The organism is Oceanisphaera submarina (assembly GCF_046521305.1).
GTDB classification, from domain to species: Bacteria; Pseudomonadota; Gammaproteobacteria; order Enterobacterales; family Aeromonadaceae; genus Oceanimonas; species Oceanimonas submarina.
The window spans coordinates 51,124-71,430 of sequence record NZ_JBKGFN010000005.1 but is presented as its reverse complement, the minus strand read 5'-3'; the positions used below and the strand labels follow the sequence as shown (position 1 = coordinate 71,430).

Sequence of the window (20,307 nt, the reverse complement as noted above, 5' to 3'; positions counted from 1 at the left end):
TCAGTCGATTGTCTGGAGAGGGGCAGACTGAGGTTTGCTCAGACGCGCCAGTAGCAGATTATCCAGGGCGAACCTGCCCGCTCCCTGAATCGCCAGGGCCAGGGTGGCGGCAAACAGGGTCAGGGCGTATTCGTAGCCGTTGTTGGACATGAATAGGCCATTGTCGATATGGACAGCGAAAATGGCCACCAGCATGGTCGCGGCCGAGACCAGGGCCGCCGGGCGCGTCAACAGCCCCAGCAACAGAGCCAGGCCGCCAAAGAATTCGGCGCTGCCGGCCAGCAGCGCCATCAGGTAACCGGGTGCCAGGCCTATGCTGGCCATCCACTGTCCGGTACCTTCCAGGCCGTAGCCGCCGAACCAGCCGAACAACTTCTGGGCGCCGTGGGCCGCCAGTATCAGGCCAACCGGTACGCGCAGGGCGAGGGCGGCATAACCGCCGGTGGAGCCAAACAGGGTATGGGTAAAGGGAGTTTTCATGGTGGTATCCTCGTGTTTTGGTGTCGTTGTGTGGGCGGCTAGCCGCGTTTCAGGCATGAATACACTTTACTCCCATCTTCGAGAGGCATTAAGTCGATACACGTTGCTTGATTGGTAATGATTTGTTGATAATGGGCCTTTCAGCTTTCACAGGAGCTGCCGATGGATCGTATCGATGCCATGCGGGCCTTCGTCGCCGTTGTGTCTGAAGGCTCCTTTTCCCGCGCCGCCGAGAGGCTGGATCTGTCTCCCCAACTGGTCAGCAAATATGTATCCCGTCTGGAACAACGGCTGGGGGTGCGTCTGCTTAATCGCACCACCCGCCGGGTACATCTGACCGAGGCCGGCACCCGCTATTGTGAACATGCCCAGCAGATACTGAACGATATCGACGACATGGAGAGCCGGTTGGGCGACTGGCAGGAGGGCGCCCGGGGATGGTTGCGGATCAGCGCTCCCGTGTCCTTTTCCACCGGACATCTGGCCCCGTTGCTGTGCGCCTTTCAGCGTGCTCACCCGGCGATTGGTATCGACCTGCAACTGAATGATCGCAAGGTCGACATAGTGGAAGAAGGCGTCGATATCGCCCTGCGCATCGGTCATCTGAAGAGCTCCGCCCTGATAGCACGGCGCCTGGCCCCCGTCCGATTGGTATGGTGCGCTTCTCCGGATTATCTGGCCCGGCATGGTGTTCCGGCGCGACCGGAGGCGCTGATCGGGCATCGCTACCTGCGCTACAGCTATATGGAAAGCGAGACCGGTTTCTCCACCCGGGAGCGACACGGCGATATTGTCTGCAACAACGGCGAGGTGCTGGCTCAGGCCGCCATTGCCGGTGCCGGCATAGTGCTGCAGCCGACCTTTATCGTGGGTGAGGCCATAGCGGCGGGCAAGCTTGCGGTGATCATGCCGGAGCATGAACCGGCACCTATGGGTCTGTATGCCGTCTATGCCCACCGCAAGCTGCTACCCAGCAAGGTCAGGTGCTTTATCGATTTCATCGGCGGTTACTTCGGTGAGTCACCCTACTGGGACGCCTTTGATTAGATCACCTGTGGCAGGGAGACTCCTGTGAGCATGGGATAAGAATAAAAAAGCCCTGAATATCAGGGCTTTTAGAAAGTGCGGGGAGACGCTGAACATCACTCGATATTCTGGATCTGTTCTCTCATCTGCTCGATCAGCACTTTCAGCTCGACCGCCGAGTTGGTGATATCGGTGCTAATGGACTTGGAGCCCAGGGTGTTGGACTCGCGGTTGAACTCCTGCATCATGAAGTCCAGCCGGCGACCACAGGCGCCTCCTTTTTTCAGGATCTTGCGGGTCTCGCCGATGTGGGTGACCAGGCGGTCCAGCTCTTCGGCCACGTCCACCTTCTGGGCCAGCAACACCATTTCCTGTTCCAGGCGCTGGGGCTCCAGTTCGATCTTGGCTTCCTCGAATCTGTCCTGCAGGCGCTGGCGCTGCCAGGCCATGATGGCGGGCATCTCGGTCTTGACCTTGGTCACTTCCTGCTCTATGCCGGTGAGGCGCTGTTCGATCAGTTCTTTCAGCTTGTCACCTTCGCTGGCGCGGGCGGCGAGGAAGTCGTCGACGACCTTGTCCAGGCAGGCCATCAGCTGATTACTGAGTGCATCCATGTCCTGAGCCTGGGCTTCCATCACGCCCGGCCAGCGGAGAATATCGACCGGGTTCAGGCTGCCCTGACCGGCTTTTTCCATCACCCAGGTAGCGCCTTCGATCAGCTGTTCGGCCAGCGGCTTGTTCATCTGCAGTTGGCCCTGGTTGGCCAGATTGGACTCGAAGCGCAGGCCACATTCCACCTTGCCTCGTTGCAGGCGGGCGCGCAGTTTTTCGCGCACCAGCGGCTCCAGGCTGCGGAACTGCTCGGGCAGCCGGGTATAGGTTTCCAGATAACGCTGGTTGACCGAACGGATTTCCCATACGGCGGTGCCCCAGTCTTGCTTGAATTCCTGCCGGGCGTAGGCGGTCATGCTGTGGATCATGTGATTCTCATTTAGTGTTGCACGTTAATCGGTCAAGTCTGACACAGGCCGCCGCTTCCGCCAATGGCTGGCCGCATGCAATGGTCGACCAGTTTCTCTATAATGGCGACGTTTCGCCCGCCGGGCGGCGCGATTTTATTCCTACTGGAGAATGCCATGTCTACACGAGCCTGCGGACGCGCGGTCGATGAAATGCGACCCGTTACCATCACTTCCAACTATACCCGTCATGCCGAAGGCTCTGTGCTGGTGGAATTTGGTCATACCAAGGTGCTGTGTACCGCGTCGGTAGAAAAAGGTGTGCCGCGTTTCTTGCGGGGCAAGGGACAGGGCTGGGTGACGGCGGAATACGGCATGCTGCCACGTTCGACTCACAGCCGGATGCATCGCGAAGCGGCCAAGGGCAAGCAGGGTGGCCGTACCATGGAAATTCAGCGTCTTATCGGTCGTTCATTGCGCGCCGCCATGGATCTGAACAAGCTGGGGGAATACACCATTACCGTGGATTGCGACGTGATCCAGGCCGATGGTGGCACCCGCACCGCGGCCATTACCGGTGCCTGTGTGGCAATGGCTCATGCGCTGACCTGGATGCAGGAACAGGGCATGATAGTGACCAACCCGCTCAAGACCCTGGTAGCCGCCATTTCCGTGGGCATGGTCGACGGCCTGGCGGTCTCGGATCTGGAATACACCGAAGACTCCACCGCCGAAACCGATATGAATGTGGTGATGACCGCCGAAGGCAACATGATAGAAGTGCAGGGCACCGCCGAAGGCGAACCCTTTAACCACGAGCAGTTGCTGGCCATGCTGGCCCTGGCCCGCAAGTCCATCGACGAGCTGGTGGAGCACCAGCGTCGGGCGATTGCAGGCTAAAAGTGCCTGTGGATTGGCGGGTGGTAAGGGATTCGCTCGGCTGGCCATCTGTGCCAGGGTCGAAAAATGCTCCTGCATTTTCGACATTTCCGCCATCCTTGGCGGTCAGTGGCGCAGCTGAGCCCCCATGGATGGGTTGATGGCGAGCCAGCAGAGTGAGCCCTTTTACCGTCTTGCCACGATTAAGGACGTTTCCAGTCCTCTCGGTTAATGCTGCCTTGCATGGTGGTAACCGATATTTTCCAAACCAAATATAATTTGGAGAAGTACAACCAATGAAAGCCTATCAGCGTGATTTTATCGAATTTGCCATGGCCAAAGAGGTGCTTAAATTTGGCGAGTTCACCCTGAAATCCGGGCGCAAGAGCCCTTATTTCTTCAATGCCGGCCTGTTCAACAGCGGTCGTGATCTGGCTCGTCTGGGGCGTTTCTATGCCGCTGCTCTGGTCGATGCGAACACTCAGTACGACGTGCTGTTTGGTCCGGCCTACAAGGGCATTCCCATCGCCAGTGCCACCGCGGTACAGCTGGCGGAAGTACATGATCAGGATGTGCCCTACTGCTTCAACCGCAAGGAAGCCAAGACGCACGGCGAAGGCGGCAACCTGGTGGGCAGCGAGCTTGCCGGTCGCATCATGCTGGTGGACGACGTGATCACCGCCGGCACCGCCATTCGCGAGTCGATGGATATCATTCAGGCCAAGGGTGCCGAACTGGCCGGGGTGCTGATTGCCCTCGATCGTCAGGAAAAGGGCAAGGGCGAGCTGTCGGCTATCCAGGAAGTGGAGCGGGATTATAACGCCGAGGTGACCGCCATTATCACCCTGGCCGATCTGATTGAGTACCTGAGTGAGCAGCCGGGCATGAGCGAGCATCTGGAGCGGGTGCGCGCCTACCGGGAACAGTACGGAATCTAATCAGATATTGGATCGGCGTGCCAAAGGCAACACAGCCGACTCCCACGACACGCCATGGGTTAAGGCCATCTGCGTTTGCCGATAGCTGCAAACATTCACTGGATGTTTGGTCCATCATCAAACTTGATGCAGGCAGCAAGCTGCCCCATGAGGACTCGGAAATGCCGTCCATGGCATTTCACGGTCGAGGGAGCCGTTCTCTGTTGCCTCTTTGCCCGACTCCTGCAAAAGCGACAGACAAATTTGTGCAATAAAAAAGCCGCTGAGAGCGGCTTTTTTATTGGTGATACGGCAGGCTCAGGCGGTGTCTTGCTTGAACAGATGCACGTCCATCTGCGGGAAGGGAATGCCGATGTCGTTGGCGTCCAGTTCGTTCTTTATCTGCTCCAGCAGATCGAACTTCAGGTTCCAGTAGTCGTCGGCCTTGACCCAGGGGCGGACGATAAAGTCCACGGAAGAGGCACCCAGGTTGCTGACCGCGATGCGGCACTCGGGATCTTTCAGTACCCGGGGGTCTTCGCCGACAATGCGGGTCAGCACCTCCTTGGTCAGCTTCAGATCGGCGCTGTAGGATACGCCGATCACCAGATCGAGCCGGCGGGTTTTCTCTTTGGAATAGTTGATGATGTTGTCGTTCAGGATCTTGGAGTTGGGCACGACTATCATGCGGTTGTCCGGCGTCATCAGTATGGTGGTGAAGATCTGTACCGACTGCACGGTACCGGCGGTACCGCCGGCCTCGACATAGTCACCGGCCTTGAAGAAACGGAAACCGATCAGCAGTACACCGGCGGCAAAGTTGGACAGGGAACCTTGCAGCGCCAGGCCCACGGCCAGACCGGCGGCACCCACAATGGCCACGAAGGAAGCGGTTTGTACCCCGACCCGGCTGAGGGCGGCGATGATGACGAACGCCAGCAGGCCGTATTTGAGCATGCTGGTTACGAAGTCGGAGATGGTGTTGTCTATCTTGCGCGCCTTCATCACCCGGTTCATGCCGCCGGTAAGCATGCCTACCGCCATGAAGCCGATGATCAGGGTCAGCATGGCGGCGGTAATATTCACCGCATATTTGATCAGCAGTTCCTGGTTGTTCAGAATCCAGCTTTGGGCCTGGTTCAGTATATCGGTGTTGAGAATTTCTGTTTCCATCGGCTTACCTCTTGGTGTCGTAGGGAGGCGCCGGATGGTCAGGCGCCATGTATGTGGTTCAGATGGCCAGCGCCGCCAACTGCGGCAGCAGCAGTTGCCAGTGGCTGTCGAAGTGATGGGTGGGCTTGATGCGAAACTGACTGCGTACGTACTGATTGATACGCCCTTCCACATAGGCCAGTAGCAGGTTGGCCAGCACCTTTTCGTCTTCGGCGAACCCTTCTCCTTCATACAGACGACGCTCGCGCATCACCTGCTTGAGTTGGGTATCCAGCCGATCGAACAGCTGATTGATGCGCGCCAGCAGCCGTTCGTGTTCGCCTTGCAGGGCGTCACCGTTCAGCAGCCGGGTAATGCCCGGGTTGCGCTCGCAAAAGCCCAGCACCAGCTGCATGATGTAACGCAGGCGCAGGGCGCTGTCCTTTTCATCCTGCAGTATCAGGTTGATGCGGGAGAAGAGGGTGTCTTCGATAAAATCGATTAACCCCTCGAACATCCGGGCTTTGCTCGGAAAATGGCGGTATAGCGCCGCTTCCGATACGCCCACCTCGGCCGCCAGCTTGGCGGTGGTAATGCGTTGTCCCGGGCTGGTTTCCAGCATGTGGGCCAGCGCCTGCAAAATTTGTTCACGACGATTTTTTTTGTTCTGGGTATTGGCCATAGACGCGATCAACTCGGTTATTGGCGACCGGAAGAGCCAAAACCGCCTTCTCCCCGTTCGCTTTGGTCAAACTCGTTAACGAGCGTAAATTGGGCTTGCACCACGGGCAGGATCACCAGTTGAGCGATACGTTCACCCGGCTGAATGGTAAAGTGCTCCGCACCACGGTTCCAGCAGGATACCATTAACTGCCCTTGGTAGTCAGAGTCAATCAGGCCCACCAGATTGCCCAGTACTATACCGTGTTTATGGCCAAGGCCGGAGCGGGGCAGTATGGTGGCGCACAGTCCGGGATCCGCAATATGAATGGCGATGCCGGTGGGCAGCAGTTGGGTTTCTCCCGGCGCCAGCTCCAGCGGTGCGTCCAGGCAGGCCCGCAGATCCAGGCCGGCAGAGCCCGGGGTGGCATAGGCGGGCAGGGGGAAGTCGGTGCCCACGCGGGGGTCGAGAATTTTCAGCTCAATGGGTGTCATGATATTTTTCTGCAATTAAGGTGAGAAGGTGTCTGGCCAGTTCTGTTTTACCGGCCAGCGGTAAATCGGTCTGTCCTTCGGGCCAGAATACGCTCAGGGCGTTGTCGTCTGCATTGAAGCCCTGGCCGGCCTTGGCCACGTTGTTGGCTACAATCATATCCAGCTTTTTACGGCTGAGCTTGTCCCGGGCGTATTTTTCCACATCCCGGGTTTCGGCCGCAAACCCGACGGTAAAGGGCTTGTTTGGCAGCGCCGCCACGTTGGCGACTATATCCGGATTCTTGGTCAGTTCTATGACCATGGTATCGGCGCTGGTTTTCTTTATTTTGTGGCTGGCCACCGTCTTGGGAGCGTAGTCGGCCACGGCGGCGCAGGCGATAAAAATCTGTTGGGTGTCGATATGATCCATCACCACGCCGTGCATCTGGGCCGCACTTTCCACATCAAGCCGCCGTACTCCTGCCGGAGTCGCCAATGAGACAGGGCCGCTGACCAGCGTTACCTCGGCGCCGAGCTCGGCGGCGGCGGCGGCCAGGGCGAAGCCCATCTTGCCGGAGCTGTGATTGGAAATGAAACGTACCGGATCCAGCGCCTCACGGGTAGGGCCGGCGGTCAGCATCAGCCTGACTCCCGCCAATGACTGCGCTTTCGGCGTAAAATACCGCTCGATCAACGCCACCAGTTCCATCGGCTCCAGCATGCGCCCCGGTCCGACATCGCCACAGGCCTGGGCGCCCTGGGCCGGACCCCACACCAGGGTGTGGCGCCGGGTCAGGGTGGTCAGATTGTCCTGAGTGGCCGGGTGGCGGTACATCTGCTGATTCATGGCTGGCGCCACCGCCACTGGGGCCGGTGTGGCCAGACAAAGGGTTGTCAGTAGATCGTCGGCCAGACCGGCGGCCAGTCGGGCCAGGGTGTTGGCGCTGGCCGGGGCAATCAGGATCAGGTCTGCCCACTTGGCCAGCTCGATATGGCCCATGCCGGCTTCGGCCGCCGGATCCAGCAGTGCATCGGATACCGGCTCGCCCGACACCGCCTGCAGGGTAAGCGGGGTAATGAAGGACTTGGCCGAGTCGGTCATCACCACCCGCACCTCGGCATGGCGCTCCTTGAGCCGACGAACCAGCTCGGCACTCTTGTAGGCGGCAATGCCGCCGCTGAGGCCGATTAAAATGCGTTTTCCTGTTAATGGCATCACTCTATTCCACAGGCTGACAGAGCGGCAAGATTATCACAAATGGCCACCTTGTGCGGTGCGCGCAGGGGATTGGACTAGGCTTGAGAAACTGATTCCGGTCATGGCGACAAGGAGGGGGAATGAGCATCAAGGACTGGCCGGCGGGAGAGCGCCCGCGGGAAAAACTGCTGAGCCGGGGAGCCGACAGCCTGTCGGATGCGGAGTTGCTGGCGATTTTTTTGCGAACCGGCGCCAAGGGCATGGATGCGGTCACCCTGGCCCAGACCCTGATCCGCCAGTTTGGCTCCTTACGTCAGTTACTGCTGGCGGATCAACAGAGTTTTTGCGAAGGTCCCGGCCTGGGGCTGGCCAAGTTTGTGCAGTTGCAGGCCAGCCTGGAGCTGATGCGGCGGTTTCTGGATGAAAAACTGGTACGGGAACACGCCTTGACCAGCACCGAGCTGACCCGGCAGTTTCTGCAGGCCCGACTGAGGGATCAGACCCGGGAAGTGTTTGCCCTGTTGTTACTCGATAACCAGCATAGGGTCATCGAATATCACGAGCTGTTCTTCGGCACCCTGGACGCCGCCGCCGTCTATCCGCGGGATATCGTCGCGGTGGTGCTGAAACGGAGTGCCGCCGCGGTGATTTTGGTGCATAATCATCCATCCGGCGTCGCCGAGCCCAGCCGGGCCGATCGCATGATCACCGAACGTATTCAGTCCGCTTTGGGCTTGCTGGATATCCGTGTGTTGGATCATCTGGTGGTAGGTGATGGCGAAACCGTTTCTTTTGCCGAGCGTGGCTGGCTTTGACTGTCGCGCGTTTGGCTTTTTGTTGATCTTGAGCTCGGTATGCTGTATAAATTGCCGCCTTATTTTGCCCCGATAGACGGCCAACGGGGTGATTAATTGCTCGAGCAAAAGTAAGTTTTGGAGAAGACTGACATGTCTAAAGTATGCCAAGTAACTGGTAAGCGGCCAGCTGTTGGTAACAACCGCTCTCACGCCAACAACGCTACCAAGCGTCGCTTCCTGCCCAACCTGCAGACTCATCGTTTTTGGGTTGAAAGCGAGAAGCGTTTTGTAAAACTGCGTATCACCACCAAGGGTATGCGTATTATCGACAAAAAGGGTATCGACAGTGTCTTAGCTGACCTGCGCGCCCGTGGCGAAAAGGTTTAAGGAGATAACCAATGGCTAAAGGTATTCGCGAGAAGATCCGCCTGAACTCCAGCGCTGGTACTGGTCACTTCTACACCACTACCAAGAACAAGCGCAACATGCCTGAGAAAATGGAAATCAAAAAGTTTGATCCCGTTGTTCGTCAGCATGTGATCTACAAAGAAGGCAAAATCAAGTAAGATTTTGTGTTCTCAAAAAACCCGGCTCCGGCCGGGTTTTTTTATGCCCGGCATCTTGGATATACTGCCGCCGAATCGATGAGGAGAGTGTGATGCCAGAATTACCGGAAGTGGAAGTCAGTCGCCAGGGGATCACCCCCTTTATGCTGGGCGAAACGGTGATGCGGGTGGTGGTACGTAATGCCAGCCTGCGCTGGCCGATTCCGGCCGAGATCCAGGAATTGGTGGGGCTGACTATCGTCGGTATTCGGCGTCGGGCCAAGTATCTGCTGCTGGACACCGACTGGGGCACCGCCATCCTGCATCTGGGCATGTCCGGTAACTTGCGGGTGCTGCCTCATGGCACCCCGGCGGGCAAGCACGATCATGTGGACATAGAGCTGGGCAACGGCAAGCTGCTGCGGCTCAACGATCCGCGCCGTTTCGGCTGCCTGCTCTGGACCCGGGAGGCGGCAGAGCAGCATCCACTGCTGGCCAGGCTGGGGCCGGAGCCGCTGACCGATGCCTTCGACGGTGACTATCTGTACCGGCGCAGTCGCAAGCGCAAAACCGCCATCAAGCAGTTCATCATGGACAATCACGTCGTGGTGGGAGTGGGCAATATCTACGCCAACGAGTCTTTGTTCACCGCCGGCATTCATCCCCGACGTGCGGCCGGCGAGATTGACCATGCACGTTACCTGCTGCTGGTGGCAGAGATCAAGAGCGTGCTGGCCCGGGCTATCGGTCAGGGCGGCACTACCCTCAAGGATTTTACCGGCAGCGACGGCAAGCCCGGTTACTTCGTGCAGGAACTGCAGGTGTATGGCAAGGCCGGTCAGCCCTGCACGAGTTGTGGCGCCGAGCTGAGGGAGATACGGATGGGGGGGCGCAGCACAGTGTTTTGCCCCCTGTGTCAGCCTGAAAATACGTGAGATACGAGGGTGAGGCGTAAAGCGTGAGGAGTAAGAAAGGAACGGCGCCAGGTGTTTTCTTCCTTCTCACGCTTCAGCGGGTTGAAATCAAGCCAGCTTCTGGGCAATGGCCTCGGCCACGGCGGCCGGTACAAACTGGCTGATATCGCCGCCGTGAATGGCCACCTCCTTCACCAGGGTGGAGGAGATAAAGGAATTCTCTTCCGCCGGGGTGAGGAAGACGCTTTCCAGCTCCGGCATCAGTCGCCGGTTCATGTTGGCGAGCTGAAATTCATATTCGAAGTCGGACACAGCGCGCAGGCCGCGGATCAGCACGGTGGCCTGGTGCGTCCTGGCAAAGTCCACCAGCAGTCCGGAAAATCCCACCACCTTGACGTTGCCCAGGCTGCGCGTAACCTCCTGCACCAGCGTGACCCGCTCTTCCAGCTCAAACATCGGCCGCTTGCTGGGGCTGAAGGCCACCCCGACAATGACTTCGTTGAACAGTTGAGACGCGCGCTCGATCAAATCCAGGTGGCCGTTGGTAATGGGATCGAAGGTGCCGGGATAAATGACCCTGATACTCATGTAGGTTCCTTATTAACAAAACGAAAGTCAGACGGTTTAGGGTAGAATACCGCAGCATAACGGTGAGCGGGAGAGAGATATGAAACGGGTATTGGTGGTGCGCAACGATAAAATCGGCGACTTCATGCTGGCCTGGCCGGCGCTGGCCATGCTCAAGGCATCGCTCGATTGTGAGATCACAGCCCTGGTGCCGGGCTACACCCAGCCGCTGGCCGAATTGTGCCCCAGTATCGACCGGGTAATTCAGGATCCGGGCAGATCGGCGGAGCCTGCCGCTCAGCAAGCCTTGTTGCAACAGCTTAAAGCCGACCACTTCGATGCCGCTATCTGTCTGTTCTCCAATTTTCGCAACGCCAGGCTGATGTGGCAGGCGGGTGTCCCTCAGCGCTGGGCCCCGGCTACCAAGCTGGCCCAGCTGCTGTATAACCACAGGGTCACCCAGCGTCGCTCCCAGTCGGCCAAACCGGAATATGAATACAACCTGGATCTGGTGCGGGCCTTCTTGCAGCACAACGGCATACCCGCTATCGAACCGGCTCCGCCCTATCTGCGTTTTGAAGCAACGGAACTGGCAAGCTTCAGGCAGCAGCAGGCAAACCAGCTGGGCATCGATGCCGCCTGTCCCTGGCTGCTGGTGCATGCCGGCAGCGGCGGTTCGGCCAATAACCTGTCTCCCGAGCAGTATGCGACGCTGGTGCGCCAGTTACGGCACTCGTTTCCGAGCTCGCAGCCGGTACTGACCGCCGGGCCCGGAGAACAGGCCCTGGCCCGACAGGTTGTGGACGAGGTGGGTGAAGGCGCCGTGCTGGTTCAGGATTTGCCGTTGCCGGACTTCTGCCGTTTAATTGCCTGTGGCAATCTCTTTGTGGCGGGCAGCACCGGCCCGCTGCATATCGCCGCCGCGCTGGACGTGCCGACGGTGGGCTTCTTTCCGCTGCGTCGCTCGGCCACGCCGCTGCGCTGGCGGCCACTCAACAGCGAGGGGCGCCATCTGGCCTTTCATCCTCCCGCCGACGCGAAGGTAGAAGACATGAGCCAGGTAAATGTGACCGAAGTGGCCGCAGCCGTTACCCCCTGGGCCCGTGAGTATCTGTCCTGATCCACAGATCGGCATATTTGACGAAGGTGGAGTGAGCAGAGAGCAGGCTGAGCAGCAGGCCCTGTTTACCATCGAGAAAACCGGCTCTTAGCAGATACATCTTCAGAAAACAGCCGACGCCATGCAGTATCCCCTGGGCCAGTGAGCCTTTCTTGCCCCGTTGCTCCCGCTGTTCGGCCCAGGCCGCGGCATAACCCGCCGACTTCACCAGATAATGCTGCAGATCCCGATAGGTATAATGCAGCAAATCTCCGGTTAGCTTCGCCGTTTTGATATCTGGGCCCAGTTCGACCTTTTCGTGTACCAGGGCGTCGTTATAACCGGTAAGCGCCTTGGGATAGAGCCGCAGCACCCGGTCCGGGTACCAGCCGCAGTGGCGAATAAAACGACCGAACACCCAGGACAGTCGCGGAATCGAGTAGACGGTGTCGCCAGCGGGGTTGGCCAGTACCGCTTCTATGCTGGCTCTGAGTTCGGGAGTCACTCGCTCATCGGCATCGACCCACAGCACCCAGTCGGAGTGCACCTGGGCCTGCGCCAGCTGGCGTTGACGGCCGAAGCCGGGCCAGTTGGCGTTGACGAAGAAGCGGGCTCCGGCGGCTTCGGCCACCTCGCGGCTGGTATCGGTACTTCCCGAATCCAGCACGACGACTTCGTCTACCCAGTCCAGAGTAGCCAGGCAATCGGCCAGGTTTTCCGCTTCATTCTTGACGATCAGCACGGCGGCCAGGGTGGGACGTGAGCTCATGAGGGATCCTGCAGTAAATTAAAGTCGTGGATGATGCGGTCGAGTTGGGCCTCGACCATGGTCGTGCTGATCCGCTGCATGGCGGTGGGATCCTTGACCCGAGTACGCCAGGATACTTGCTCGGCGCGCTTGCCGGTTTCGGCCAGCAGGGCCTCGTCATAGACGCTGACCACATAGTCGAGGCAGTGATAGGGGCCGGTACGTTGTGGATTATGATGGGCATACAGGCCCAGTACCGGGGTGTTCATCAGGGTGGCCATGTGAGTCGGACCCGTATCCGGCGCCAGCACCAGACGGGCGACCTTGATCAGGGCCAGCAGCTGGGGCAGGCTGGTCTGACCCACCAGGTTTTCGGCGATCTTGTCCGTCAAATTACAGATTTTCTCCGCCAAATCCCGCTCTTGTTGCGCCGGACTGCCGATCAGCATCACCTGCATGCCCTTGTTGTAAGCATGATCGGCGAGGGCGGCATAGCCTTCGGCAGTCCAGTTTTTATAGGCCTTGCTGGCGGCGGGGCAGATCAACAACAGAGGTTGTCTCCCGGCATAGGGTATAGCCCACTGCTCTGCCTCGGCGGGCACCGACAGGTTCCAGCGAGGAGTGAGGTCGGTCAGCCCCAGCGTCTGGCCAAAGCCCATAAAGCCTTCCACCACATGCTCGCCGGTGGCGGCCACCTTGTGATTGGTGAACAGCCATTGGCCGTCTTTGGCGCGTTCTTTCTCGAAGCCCAGCCGGTGTGTGGCGCGGACTCCCAGGCTGGCCAGGCTGGCGCGCAGGGCGGCCTGCATATGCAGCAGCACATCAAACCTGCGACCACGCAGTTGTTTCCAGAGTGAAGTATAGCCACGCCAACCGGCGCCTTTGTCGAACACGATGATCTCTACATTGGGCAACAATTGCAGCAAGTTGGCCTCGACTTTACCGGTAATCCAGGTAATACGGGTCTGAGGCCATTGACGCTGTATGGCCTGTACCAGAGCGATGGCATGACAGCAGTCGCCGATGGCGGACAAGCGCAGTAAGCAGAGAGTAGCGGGGGCCGAGCCGAGCAATGCCATAAATGAAGTCTCCGGGATCTGAGTCCGGCATTATGCAAAGGCTGGCGGGCCATGTAAAATCTGTGTTTTCGTTGGGGGGACGGTAATGGAACGAATAGAGCATGGCTCGGAGATTATCTGGTATGACCCGGAATGTTTCGGCGCATTTCAGCGGGACTTCTTTGAAATTGATTACTGGCGTGAACAAAACGCCATTCGCGGCAAGGCGGTGGGGCGCAACACCACCTGGTTCGTGGAAGACGATATTTGCCACAAGGTGCTGCGCCATTACTACCGGGGCGGCATGATAGGTCGGGTGATGGAGGACACCTTTCTGCACGTGGCCGAGTCCAAAAGCCGGGCCATGGCCGAGTTTACCGTGCTTACCAAACTCTATCGTCGCGGTTTGCCGGTCCCTCGGCCCTGTGCCGCGCGTATGGTGCGTTCCAATTTGGTCTACCGTGCCGATATCATCCTGACACGTATCGAGAACTCCCGGGATCTGGTGGCCATTTTGCAAGAAAGGGCGTTGAGCAAGGCTGAATGGCAGAACATTGGCAAGACCATTCGCCAGTTTCACGATGCCGGCCTCTATCATGCCGATCTGAACAGCCACAATATTCTGCTCGACGACGGCGGTAAAAGCTGGCTGATTGACTTCGACAAGTGTCATCTCCGTCAGCCCGGCAGCTGGACCCGGGAAAACATGGACCGACTGCTACGCTCTTTCCGCAAGGAGTTGGGCCTGCACCCCGGCTTCCTATGGAAAGAAGCAGACTGGAAAGCCCTGTTGAGTGGCTACAAAGCCAGCTGAGCCTTGACGGCGAAAAGCGTGCGGAGCAATGACCCCTGATTGGCTCTGACGACGTTCAGAGCCTGCGTCCCCATCTGTGCGACCTGTTCGGGTGAATTCAGCAAGGCAGTGAGTTGTTGCGTCAGTTCGCCATCGTTCGTGACCACCCGGGCACCGCCTGCGTCGACGAGCTGGTGGGTGATGTCACTGAAGTTGAAAAATGAAGGCCCGGTGAGTACCGGCTTGCCCAGGGCGGCCGGCTCCAGCAGGTTGTGGCCGCCGCGTTCGATCAGGCTGCCACCGACAAAGGCGATGTCGGCTGCGGCGAGCATGACGGGCAGCTCGCCCATGGTATCGCCCAGATAGACTTGAGTAGGAACCGCAGACACAGACCGGGTACGGCGACTCAGGGTAAAGCCCTGTCGCGTGACCAACTCCGCGACCTGGTCGAAGCGCTGAGGGTGACGGGGCACCAGAATGAGCAAGGCATTGGGCCGGCTTTGCAGTAGTGCCTTGTGTGCATCCAGTAGTTGCTCGTCTTCGCCTTCGTGAGTGGAGGCGGCAATCCATACCGGACGTTGCGCTCCCAGTTGCTCGCGCAGCGCCTGTCCTTGTCGGCGAATTTCGTCGTCATAGTCGATATCGAACTTGATGGAGCCGGTCACACTCAGTGTGTCACGGCAGAGCCCGAGTGTGGCGAAGCGCTCGGCATCATCCTGATGCTGACAGGCTATGTGGCTGATATGTTTCGATAACAGCCGGAATATGCCGTGAAAGCGTCGGTATTTCTCGGCAGAACGGGCCGACAAGCGGGCGTTGAGTACCATTACCGGTAGCTGTTTTCGTCCGCAGGCGGCCAGCCAGTTGGGCCAGAGCTCGGTTTCCATGAGCAGCAGTGCCCGGGGCTTAATCCGTCGCAAAAACAGCGTCACCGCCCAGGGGAAGTCCAGCGGGGCATAGCGATGCTCGATCAGCTCGCCCAGCTTTGCTGCCTGATCGGCGCCGGTGCGGGTGGTGGTGGTGACCAGAATGGGCAGTTCCGGGTGCTCCGTCTTGATGGCCTTGATAAGCGGGGTAGCAGCGACCATTTCTCCGACGCTGACCGCATGCAGCCAGACCGGGTTAGCCCTTTTGGGGGCCGTAACCAGTCCCAGATGCTCGGACCAGCGGACGCCAAAGCCCGGCTTGCCTTGCTTGGGCCAGTACAAAAGTCCCAGCAGCAGGGGACTGAGTAGGTGGATGAGCAGGTTGTAGATAAACCGATATATCATGAGGTTACCGGTGGCTGAAGCTGACATGAGCCGGGCCCGTCAGCTGCTGAATGGCGGTAAGTACTTGCTTGGCGGGTAGCTCTTTCAGGCACTTAAGGTGACCGAGCGGACATTCCCGTTTGAAGCAGGGCCGGCATTCGATATCGGTATGCACTATGGCGACTTTTTCTGCCAGTGGCGGCGTGTATTTGGGCGAGGTCGAGCCGTAGATGCCGACCAGGGGTCGTTGCAGGGCGGCGGCGATATGCATCAGGCCGGAATCGTTGGAAATCACCACCGAGCTCAATGCCATCAGATCGATGGCCTGATGCAGCGAGGTTTTTCCCGCCAGAATATGGCACTTTTCCTGCAGATTATGTGGTAAATGATGCTTTATGGTTTCGGCGACCGGAATATCCTTGGCCGAGCCGAAAATCCATACCTGCTTGCCCTGTTCAATCTGGTCTTTGGCTACTTCGGCATAGTGCTGCTCCGGCCAGCGCTTGGAAGGGCCGAACTCCGCCCCCGGGCACAGGCTGACGATGGGGCTTTCCGTATTGATGCTCAGCTCGCTCAGGGCGTTTTTCTGGTTTGCGGTATCCACTTGCAGCGCCGGCCAGGGCAGGGCAGGAATGCGGTGGTTGTTCTGCATGTCCGCCCTGGGGTAGGCAAGCGCGACATAACGTTCGACCATCAGCGGGAAGTTGTTCTTGTTACTGCGAAGATCGTTCAGCAGACCGTAGCGGGACTCGCCTTTCCAACCGGTGCGTCTCTTGATACCGGCGAAGAGCGGGATCAAGGCCGACTTCATCGAGTTGGGCTGTACTATGGCCCAGTGATAGTTTTCGGCCGCCAGTTGCCGGCCGAGACGGAAGCGTGCGGCCAGCTTGAAATCACCATGCCCCAGCGGCATGACTAAGGCCTTGTCCACTTCGGGCATTCGCTCCAGCAGAGCACAGCACCAGGCCGGTGCCATCACATGCAGCTCGGCATCGGGATGCTGCTGCTTCAAGGTCATATACAGGCTCTGGGACATTACCATGTCCCCGACCCAGGAGGGGCCTATGACTAATAGTTTCATAATCACTTATCTATCTGTATTAGTGTCCATATAGTATCATAAACCGTAGTTTGCACCGTATTCGATGGGGATACGTGTGTCATTAGCGAAGAAAACTTCTTAGTAATCGTCCTTCAGTTATTTTGAATGCTCTTTTTATCCGTTTCTTGTCCATTGGTTTTTTTGCCAGTCCAGCAAAGTACTTCCAATCTTCCAGGTCGTATTCCAAGGCAAGATTGCCTCGGCTATAGAAGCGCTCGGTGATATCAAGTCCCATTTTTTCTGGTTCACATATAATAAGGTTGCTGGCAATAAATTTTTTCCAGAACGTAGAGCCTAGACCTGCATCATCACCAGCCTTGGTATTAATATGTAAGTTTTTACCCATGAGTTTTGAAACCCAGTGCAAACACAGGAATTGCTCCGTCGCAGGGTAACGAGACTTATAGCCTTTTTGTTTTCTGAAATTAAGCGCTGGAATAAATGAATTGTGCCATATTTTCAGTAAATCCTGTGTTTCGCCAAAGTCAAACAAGTCACTCTTGTGGAAGTGAACCGGTTGTCCAATATGCGAAGATATAAAGAAAGTACTGCTTGTAACGACCCGATTACCTAAATAGACAAAATCCGAATCTCTTGGTATAGTCGCAAACTGTTCAAATAATTCAACAAAACCACGACCGTTAATTATATTGTCAGTTCTAACTTTTGCGGAATATTTTGTTTCTACCGCCAGCAAACCATTATGGGTGCTATGAATTTGCCTGTTATTATTCAGCTTTTGCTCTTTGCCATTATTGAAGATACTGTTTTGGCCAGGGTCATCAAGTAATAAAACTTTGTCGACATCCAGGTTGTCGGTATCTTGTCCTTTCCAAGTTGATAGAATAATCGGTGAATCTGGAAATAATTGTCTGATTGAAGAGATGTTTTTTTCTGTAACCCCTGCTTGATGATCGCGGCCCTTGCTTGCCGAAATCGGCCCCTGGAGAACAAAAGAGATATCTTTGCTGGATATTTTCATATTAGTCGCAACGCTTTAAAAAATCGGTATACTCACTAGGAACACCACAAAAGACAACCTCGTCGCGGTCAATTAGATGGTAGTGAATAGTTAATCCCTTTTCAATGAGATAGTTGTACAGAGGGGCAATGTAAAGCTCTCCTTTTTCCCACTCTGTCTTGGGCTTTGATAAGTAGTGTTGATACGCATCCAGATAGTATGATTTTTTGGTAAAGTGATACAGACCCGTACTACACAAATCAGAGATGGGTTTTTTTTCTGCCGTTTTAACTACTTCAGTACTATCTGGTCCTTTAGGCTTGGCAAACGACCAATTGTCACCGTTACCTTTGAAAACTTCCAAGTATCCATGCCCCAAATCTGCCACGTGTGGAAAAATAAAACCTGGTCTGAAAGTATCAATGTTAAAAACAGTTATTTTTCCTTGATAGTCAACACCTTGTTCAGACAATTTTGCCAGTCCTAAAGCAACAGTTTCTGCCTGGCCTCGTGTTTCCTTATCCAGTATAACAATATGAAACTCTTTTATACCCAGTTCTTGTGCTGACTGTTTGACAAATATAGCAGTATCAAAAACATCTCGCACAATAAATAGGAATGGCGAACTGTCAAAGTAGGCACTGAAGCTACTTACCGAGTGATCGAATAGCGTTTTTCCGTGGGCTTCAAGCATATACTTGGGTTTTATATAACCAGCTTTGAAGAAGCGCGAGCTCATTCCTGCCATTGGGATAACTATCATTGCTTAAGTCTCGTAAGAATCTGGTGAAGTCTGAAGGCATTTGCAAACAGGGCTTTTTGACGCTTGGGGTCATCTGCATGCAGAGGCAGCATCGACAAAAACAGTTGAATTTGCATCGCATAGAGGTGGCTGGCACTCAGGTCAAAGTGGTGCTCAATCAATTCTATAAATTCTTGCTGAAGATCTTTATGAGAAACAGGTTCTGCAATGGATAAAAATATTTTTTCTTCATGGATATCTACCTGGTAATATCCAGCCATGATCCAGTCATACAGTCCCAATACAGAGTGACTAAGCTTGGCGATATCATACTGGGTATCACCATACAGAGTTTTTGTTTTGTCAGAAGTCATTCCGCGAGGGTCGATGGTTTTGATTTTTCCTGCCCGAAAATCGTACAGGATATTACTAAAACAGAAATCACCATGTAACACCGATGCATACGAACTTTCAGGTGGTAAATGATCATTACTGTCTTGTAGCAAGGTTTGTAACGAAACGGGTGAAGCACCATTGAAGGACCAACGACTCGACAACTCTATGCCGGTATGTTGGCAGTAGTCATTAAGTCGTTGTAGTGTTTTTATTCTAAACAACTCGTCCAGCGTGTTATGAACGACACCTTCTGGGGCTGGAAAATCACGACATGCTGTTAGAAAGTCGATGCAGCTTTTTAAAATAGGACGCCAGCTCGGACTCGGTAGTCTGGCAAAGACAAATAATTCGTTGAGAGCCGTATGATGCAAATATTCAAGGCGATAAGAAACTTTACCGTCACTTGCAGACTCATAGCCAAGGAACTGCGGAATATAGCCACGTAAGGGATAGGGAAGGTTTGAAAACCAATTTGCCTCAGCTGTTATTTTATGACTATGTGAGCTGGATTTCTCTATCCAGTGTGGTGTGATCGTTAGTTCGTTAAAGGCACGTTGTGTAGTAAATTCGGCTTTAGAGCGGTAGTAGGTATTAACGTGTCCAAAGTCAAGCCAACCTGAAGAATGCACTGGTGTTAATCCAACAGCCTGATGGTAGCGGTTCAAACCGCGAATGAAGTTCCACTCGCTTTGAGTTATACATTTCAGGATGATTTTGGGCTGGCTGAATTTAAAGTAGCCATCGATAATTCTCGAGGTTTCTCTGGTACTCTGCATTTGATGATCTTTCAACCATTCACCGCAGTCGTCGGTTAGTACGGCCCAGTTGTAGCAGTCTTTTGCTTGAGAAACACTGACTATATCATCGCCGAACGGCAGTTTTTGGAATAAAGTATCACCATAGAGTACATGCAATGGTTTGTCGTGTGGATAACCACTGATATTAACTGCCGCGACTAAAGACGCACCCAGGCTTAAACCATCTGGTGTCATAATAACGTCGACGTTATTTTCTTCTAACCAGACGAGGTCAATAGAAGATATCTCAAATGACTCTGGGATAGAGAGGTAAACCTGATGTTCCTTTGAAGCCAGAGCTACTTGATGCTGGAATAAACGCCTATTTCCCAAGGGTAAGAAACTGGGTGGAATGAGACCAAATTCAGATTCTAACTCCTGGCCAACATAGGCACCTGACATGATCAGAAACATATTTTTTCTTTCTCAAATAGTTGATGAATCTCTTCTAATGTCATTGCAGAAAATTCGGATGGACGAACCGAACGATCATCGACATAAAAACCTTCGTGTCCACACCATGGTTTTCCCACTAAAATTTCATCATAGGGAACCGAATGTTTTTCTAACCATTCTGTTATGATGGGTAGGGTATGAATGTTTATTTTACCTACATTACCCTCATAAGTTCGCATATTGCGTGCTGTGGCGATAACAATTTCAAACCCTTGCGCTTTATATCGGCGAAGTTGTTCGATAACATCCTCTCTCGGCCGCACATTTTTATAATCCGAAGTGTTGGCTTGGGTGAGAGTTCCATCTAAATCAACAATTAGTTTTTTCATTATCAATG

Annotated in this window: 24 protein-coding genes; 9 read left to right on the top strand and 15 right to left on the bottom strand. The window is 55.5% G+C overall.

Annotated elements, in window-relative coordinates:
* Positions 1 to 480 carry a DoxX family protein gene (locus tag ACLEIV_RS06875; protein WP_410455908.1) on the bottom strand — a complete coding sequence of 160 codons (480 nt, stop codon included), beginning with the start codon at positions 478 to 480 and terminating at the stop codon, positions 1 to 3.
* Positions 481 to 642: 162 nt separating this feature from the next.
* Between ACLEIV_RS06875 and ACLEIV_RS06870 the strand changes: the two genes are divergently transcribed.
* A complete protein-coding gene (locus ACLEIV_RS06870; protein ID WP_410455907.1) occupies positions 643 to 1,527 on the top strand; it encodes a LysR family transcriptional regulator in 885 nt (294 codons plus the stop codon).
* Positions 1,528 to 1,622: 95 nt separating this feature from the next.
* Here ACLEIV_RS06870 and ACLEIV_RS06865 read toward each other — a convergent pair whose 3' ends face one another.
* Entirely contained in the window at positions 1,623 to 2,486 is an 864-nt protein-coding gene (locus ACLEIV_RS06865) for a YicC/YloC family endoribonuclease (protein WP_410455906.1), read from the bottom strand.
* A gap of 156 nt (positions 2,487 to 2,642) precedes the next feature.
* On the opposite strand from ACLEIV_RS06865, the gene rph reads away from it, so the two are divergent.
* A complete protein-coding gene (gene rph, locus ACLEIV_RS06860) occupies positions 2,643 to 3,365 on the top strand; it encodes a ribonuclease PH (RefSeq protein WP_410455905.1) in 723 nt (240 codons plus the stop codon).
* A 275-nt stretch (positions 3,366 to 3,640) separates the two neighbouring features.
* Positions 3,641 to 4,282 (top strand): orotate phosphoribosyltransferase, encoded by a 642-nt coding sequence (pyrE, locus tag ACLEIV_RS06855; protein ID WP_410455904.1) that lies wholly within the window; start codon positions 3,641 to 3,643, stop codon positions 4,280 to 4,282.
* Positions 4,283 to 4,579: 297 nt separating this feature from the next.
* Here pyrE and mscS read toward each other — a convergent pair whose 3' ends face one another.
* From mscS to coaBC, 4 genes are read right to left on the bottom strand one after another with little or no spacing between them, the layout of a single operon-like run.
* The gene (gene mscS, locus ACLEIV_RS06850) at positions 4,580 to 5,434 is read right to left on the bottom strand and encodes a small-conductance mechanosensitive channel MscS (RefSeq protein ID WP_410455903.1); all 855 of its coding nucleotides are present in this window, start codon (positions 5,432 to 5,434) and stop codon (positions 4,580 to 4,582) included.
* A gap of 58 nt (positions 5,435 to 5,492) precedes the next feature.
* Complete coding sequence (gene slmA / locus ACLEIV_RS06845; protein ID WP_410455902.1) at positions 5,493 to 6,095, bottom strand: nucleoid occlusion factor SlmA; 603 nt, start codon at positions 6,093 to 6,095, stop codon at positions 5,493 to 5,495.
* Positions 6,096 to 6,112: 17 nt separating this feature from the next.
* On the bottom strand, positions 6,113 to 6,571 hold the full coding sequence (gene dut / locus ACLEIV_RS06840) for a dUTP diphosphatase (RefSeq protein ID WP_410456032.1): 459 nt from the start codon (positions 6,569 to 6,571) through the stop codon (positions 6,113 to 6,115).
* Positions 6,555 to 7,763, bottom strand: coding sequence for a bifunctional phosphopantothenoylcysteine decarboxylase/phosphopantothenate--cysteine ligase CoaBC (coaBC, locus tag ACLEIV_RS06835; protein WP_410455901.1), 1,209 nt, complete (start codon positions 7,761 to 7,763; stop codon positions 6,555 to 6,557). Before coaBC ends, dut begins: the two co-directional genes overlap by 17 nt.
* Positions 7,764 to 7,885: 122 nt before the next feature.
* Here coaBC and radC point away from each other — a divergent pair, with 122 nt between their 5' ends.
* The 4 genes from radC (at position 7,886) to mutM (ending at position 10,022) form a co-directional block, all read left to right on the top strand.
* Positions 7,886 to 8,560 (top strand): RadC family protein, encoded by a 675-nt coding sequence (gene radC / locus ACLEIV_RS06830; protein WP_410455900.1) that lies wholly within the window; start codon positions 7,886 to 7,888, stop codon positions 8,558 to 8,560.
* A 132-nt stretch (positions 8,561 to 8,692) separates the two neighbouring features.
* Entirely contained in the window at positions 8,693 to 8,929 is a 237-nt protein-coding gene (gene rpmB, locus ACLEIV_RS06825) for a 50S ribosomal protein L28 (protein ID WP_014291125.1), read from the top strand.
* Positions 8,930 to 8,940: 11 nt separating this feature from the next.
* Complete coding sequence (rpmG, locus tag ACLEIV_RS06820; protein ID WP_071472289.1) at positions 8,941 to 9,108, top strand: 50S ribosomal protein L33; 168 nt, start codon at positions 8,941 to 8,943, stop codon at positions 9,106 to 9,108.
* A 92-nt stretch (positions 9,109 to 9,200) separates the two neighbouring features.
* On the top strand, positions 9,201 to 10,022 hold the full coding sequence (mutM, locus tag ACLEIV_RS06815; protein ID WP_410455899.1) for a bifunctional DNA-formamidopyrimidine glycosylase/DNA-(apurinic or apyrimidinic site) lyase: 822 nt from the start codon (positions 9,201 to 9,203) through the stop codon (positions 10,020 to 10,022).
* 87 nt (positions 10,023 to 10,109) lie between these two features.
* Here mutM and coaD read toward each other — a convergent pair whose 3' ends face one another.
* A complete protein-coding gene (gene coaD, locus ACLEIV_RS06810) occupies positions 10,110 to 10,589 on the bottom strand; it encodes a pantetheine-phosphate adenylyltransferase (protein WP_410455898.1) in 480 nt (159 codons plus the stop codon).
* 79 nt (positions 10,590 to 10,668) lie between these two features.
* Between coaD and ACLEIV_RS06805 the strand changes: the two genes are divergently transcribed.
* Positions 10,669 to 11,688, top strand: a complete 1,020-nt coding sequence (locus ACLEIV_RS06805) for a glycosyltransferase family 9 protein (protein ID WP_410455897.1) — start codon at positions 10,669 to 10,671, stop codon at positions 11,686 to 11,688.
* Here the strand turns inward: ACLEIV_RS06805 and ACLEIV_RS06800 are convergent.
* Both ACLEIV_RS06800 and ACLEIV_RS06795 read right to left on the bottom strand, forming a co-directional pair.
* Positions 11,657 to 12,436: a glycosyltransferase family 2 protein gene (locus ACLEIV_RS06800; protein WP_410455896.1), complete on the bottom strand. Its 780-nt coding sequence runs from the start codon at positions 12,434 to 12,436 to the stop codon at positions 11,657 to 11,659. The two genes, ACLEIV_RS06805 and ACLEIV_RS06800, sit on opposite strands and share 32 nt — an antisense overlap.
* Entirely contained in the window at positions 12,433 to 13,494 is a 1,062-nt protein-coding gene (locus tag ACLEIV_RS06795; protein ID WP_410455895.1) for a glycosyltransferase family 9 protein, read from the bottom strand. The genes ACLEIV_RS06800 and ACLEIV_RS06795 overlap by 4 nt, the downstream gene beginning before the upstream one ends.
* A gap of 85 nt (positions 13,495 to 13,579) precedes the next feature.
* On the opposite strand from ACLEIV_RS06795, the gene ACLEIV_RS06790 reads away from it, so the two are divergent.
* Complete coding sequence (locus ACLEIV_RS06790; protein WP_410455894.1) at positions 13,580 to 14,287, top strand: 3-deoxy-D-manno-octulosonic acid kinase; 708 nt, start codon at positions 13,580 to 13,582, stop codon at positions 14,285 to 14,287.
* Here the strand turns inward: ACLEIV_RS06790 and waaA are convergent.
* The 6 genes from waaA to ACLEIV_RS06760 form a co-directional block, all read right to left on the bottom strand.
* The gene (waaA, locus tag ACLEIV_RS06785; RefSeq protein ID WP_410455893.1) at positions 14,272 to 15,537 is read right to left on the bottom strand and encodes a lipid IV(A) 3-deoxy-D-manno-octulosonic acid transferase; all 1,266 of its coding nucleotides are present in this window, start codon (positions 15,535 to 15,537) and stop codon (positions 14,272 to 14,274) included. The two genes, ACLEIV_RS06790 and waaA, sit on opposite strands and share 16 nt — an antisense overlap.
* A gap of 4 nt (positions 15,538 to 15,541) precedes the next feature.
* A complete protein-coding gene (waaF, locus tag ACLEIV_RS06780; protein ID WP_410455892.1) occupies positions 15,542 to 16,597 on the bottom strand; it encodes a lipopolysaccharide heptosyltransferase II in 1,056 nt (351 codons plus the stop codon).
* Positions 16,598 to 16,679: 82 nt separating this feature from the next.
* Positions 16,680 to 17,600 (bottom strand): WavE lipopolysaccharide synthesis family protein, encoded by a 921-nt coding sequence (locus ACLEIV_RS06775; protein WP_410455891.1) that lies wholly within the window; start codon positions 17,598 to 17,600, stop codon positions 16,680 to 16,682.
* 1 nt (position 17,601) lies between these two features.
* On the bottom strand, positions 17,602 to 18,342 hold the full coding sequence (locus ACLEIV_RS06770) for a glycosyltransferase family 2 protein (protein WP_410455890.1): 741 nt from the start codon (positions 18,340 to 18,342) through the stop codon (positions 17,602 to 17,604).
* Complete coding sequence (locus ACLEIV_RS06765) at positions 18,339 to 19,928, bottom strand: hypothetical protein (RefSeq protein ID WP_410455889.1); 1,590 nt, start codon at positions 19,926 to 19,928, stop codon at positions 18,339 to 18,341. The genes ACLEIV_RS06770 and ACLEIV_RS06765 overlap by 4 nt, the downstream gene beginning before the upstream one ends.
* A complete protein-coding gene (locus ACLEIV_RS06760) occupies positions 19,919 to 20,299 on the bottom strand; it encodes an HAD-IIIC family phosphatase (protein ID WP_410455888.1) in 381 nt (126 codons plus the stop codon). The genes ACLEIV_RS06765 and ACLEIV_RS06760 overlap by 10 nt, the downstream gene beginning before the upstream one ends.
* Between the last annotated feature and the right edge of the window lie 8 nt (positions 20,300 to 20,307).

What these genes read in the sequence shown, in the direction of transcription:
- ACLEIV_RS06875 (WP_410455908.1), bottom strand. Translation starts at nt 480, where the DNA reads ATGAAAACTCCCTTTACCCATACCCTGTTTGGCTCCACCGGCGGTTAT.
- ACLEIV_RS06870 (WP_410455907.1), top strand. Translation starts at nt 643, where the DNA reads ATGGATCGTATCGATGCCATGCGGGCCTTCGTCGCCGTTGTGTCTGAA.
- ACLEIV_RS06865 (WP_410455906.1), bottom strand. Translation starts at nt 2,486, where the DNA reads ATGATCCACAGCATGACCGCCTACGCCCGGCAGGAATTCAAGCAAGAC.
- rph (WP_410455905.1), top strand. Translation starts at nt 2,643, where the DNA reads ATGTCTACACGAGCCTGCGGACGCGCGGTCGATGAAATGCGACCCGTT.
- pyrE (WP_410455904.1), top strand. Translation starts at nt 3,641, where the DNA reads ATGAAAGCCTATCAGCGTGATTTTATCGAATTTGCCATGGCCAAAGAG.
- mscS (WP_410455903.1), bottom strand. Translation starts at nt 5,434, where the DNA reads ATGGAAACAGAAATTCTCAACACCGATATACTGAACCAGGCCCAAAGC.
- slmA (WP_410455902.1), bottom strand. Translation starts at nt 6,095, where the DNA reads ATGGCCAATACCCAGAACAAAAAAAATCGTCGTGAACAAATTTTGCAG.
- coaBC (WP_410455901.1), bottom strand. Translation starts at nt 7,763, where the DNA reads ATGCCATTAACAGGAAAACGCATTTTAATCGGCCTCAGCGGCGGCATT.
- radC (WP_410455900.1), top strand. Translation starts at nt 7,886, where the DNA reads ATGAGCATCAAGGACTGGCCGGCGGGAGAGCGCCCGCGGGAAAAACTG.
- rpmB (WP_014291125.1), top strand. Translation starts at nt 8,693, where the DNA reads ATGTCTAAAGTATGCCAAGTAACTGGTAAGCGGCCAGCTGTTGGTAAC.
- rpmG (WP_071472289.1), top strand. Translation starts at nt 8,941, where the DNA reads ATGGCTAAAGGTATTCGCGAGAAGATCCGCCTGAACTCCAGCGCTGGT.
- mutM (WP_410455899.1), top strand. Translation starts at nt 9,201, where the DNA reads ATGCCAGAATTACCGGAAGTGGAAGTCAGTCGCCAGGGGATCACCCCC.
- coaD (WP_410455898.1), bottom strand. Translation starts at nt 10,589, where the DNA reads ATGAGTATCAGGGTCATTTATCCCGGCACCTTCGATCCCATTACCAAC.
- ACLEIV_RS06805 (WP_410455897.1), top strand. Translation starts at nt 10,669, where the DNA reads ATGAAACGGGTATTGGTGGTGCGCAACGATAAAATCGGCGACTTCATG.
- ACLEIV_RS06800 (WP_410455896.1), bottom strand. Translation starts at nt 12,436, where the DNA reads ATGAGCTCACGTCCCACCCTGGCCGCCGTGCTGATCGTCAAGAATGAA.
- ACLEIV_RS06795 (WP_410455895.1), bottom strand. Translation starts at nt 13,494, where the DNA reads ATGGCATTGCTCGGCTCGGCCCCCGCTACTCTCTGCTTACTGCGCTTG.
- ACLEIV_RS06790 (WP_410455894.1), top strand. Translation starts at nt 13,580, where the DNA reads ATGGAACGAATAGAGCATGGCTCGGAGATTATCTGGTATGACCCGGAA.
- waaA (WP_410455893.1), bottom strand. Translation starts at nt 15,537, where the DNA reads ATGATATATCGGTTTATCTACAACCTGCTCATCCACCTACTCAGTCCC.
- waaF (WP_410455892.1), bottom strand. Translation starts at nt 16,597, where the DNA reads ATGAAACTATTAGTCATAGGCCCCTCCTGGGTCGGGGACATGGTAATG.
- ACLEIV_RS06775 (WP_410455891.1), bottom strand. Translation starts at nt 17,600, where the DNA reads ATGAAAATATCCAGCAAAGATATCTCTTTTGTTCTCCAGGGGCCGATT.
- ACLEIV_RS06770 (WP_410455890.1), bottom strand. Translation starts at nt 18,342, where the DNA reads ATGATAGTTATCCCAATGGCAGGAATGAGCTCGCGCTTCTTCAAAGCT.
- ACLEIV_RS06765 (WP_410455889.1), bottom strand. Translation starts at nt 19,928, where the DNA reads ATGTTTCTGATCATGTCAGGTGCCTATGTTGGCCAGGAGTTAGAATCT.
- ACLEIV_RS06760 (WP_410455888.1), bottom strand. Translation starts at nt 20,299, where the DNA reads ATGAAAAAACTAATTGTTGATTTAGATGGAACTCTCACCCAAGCCAAC.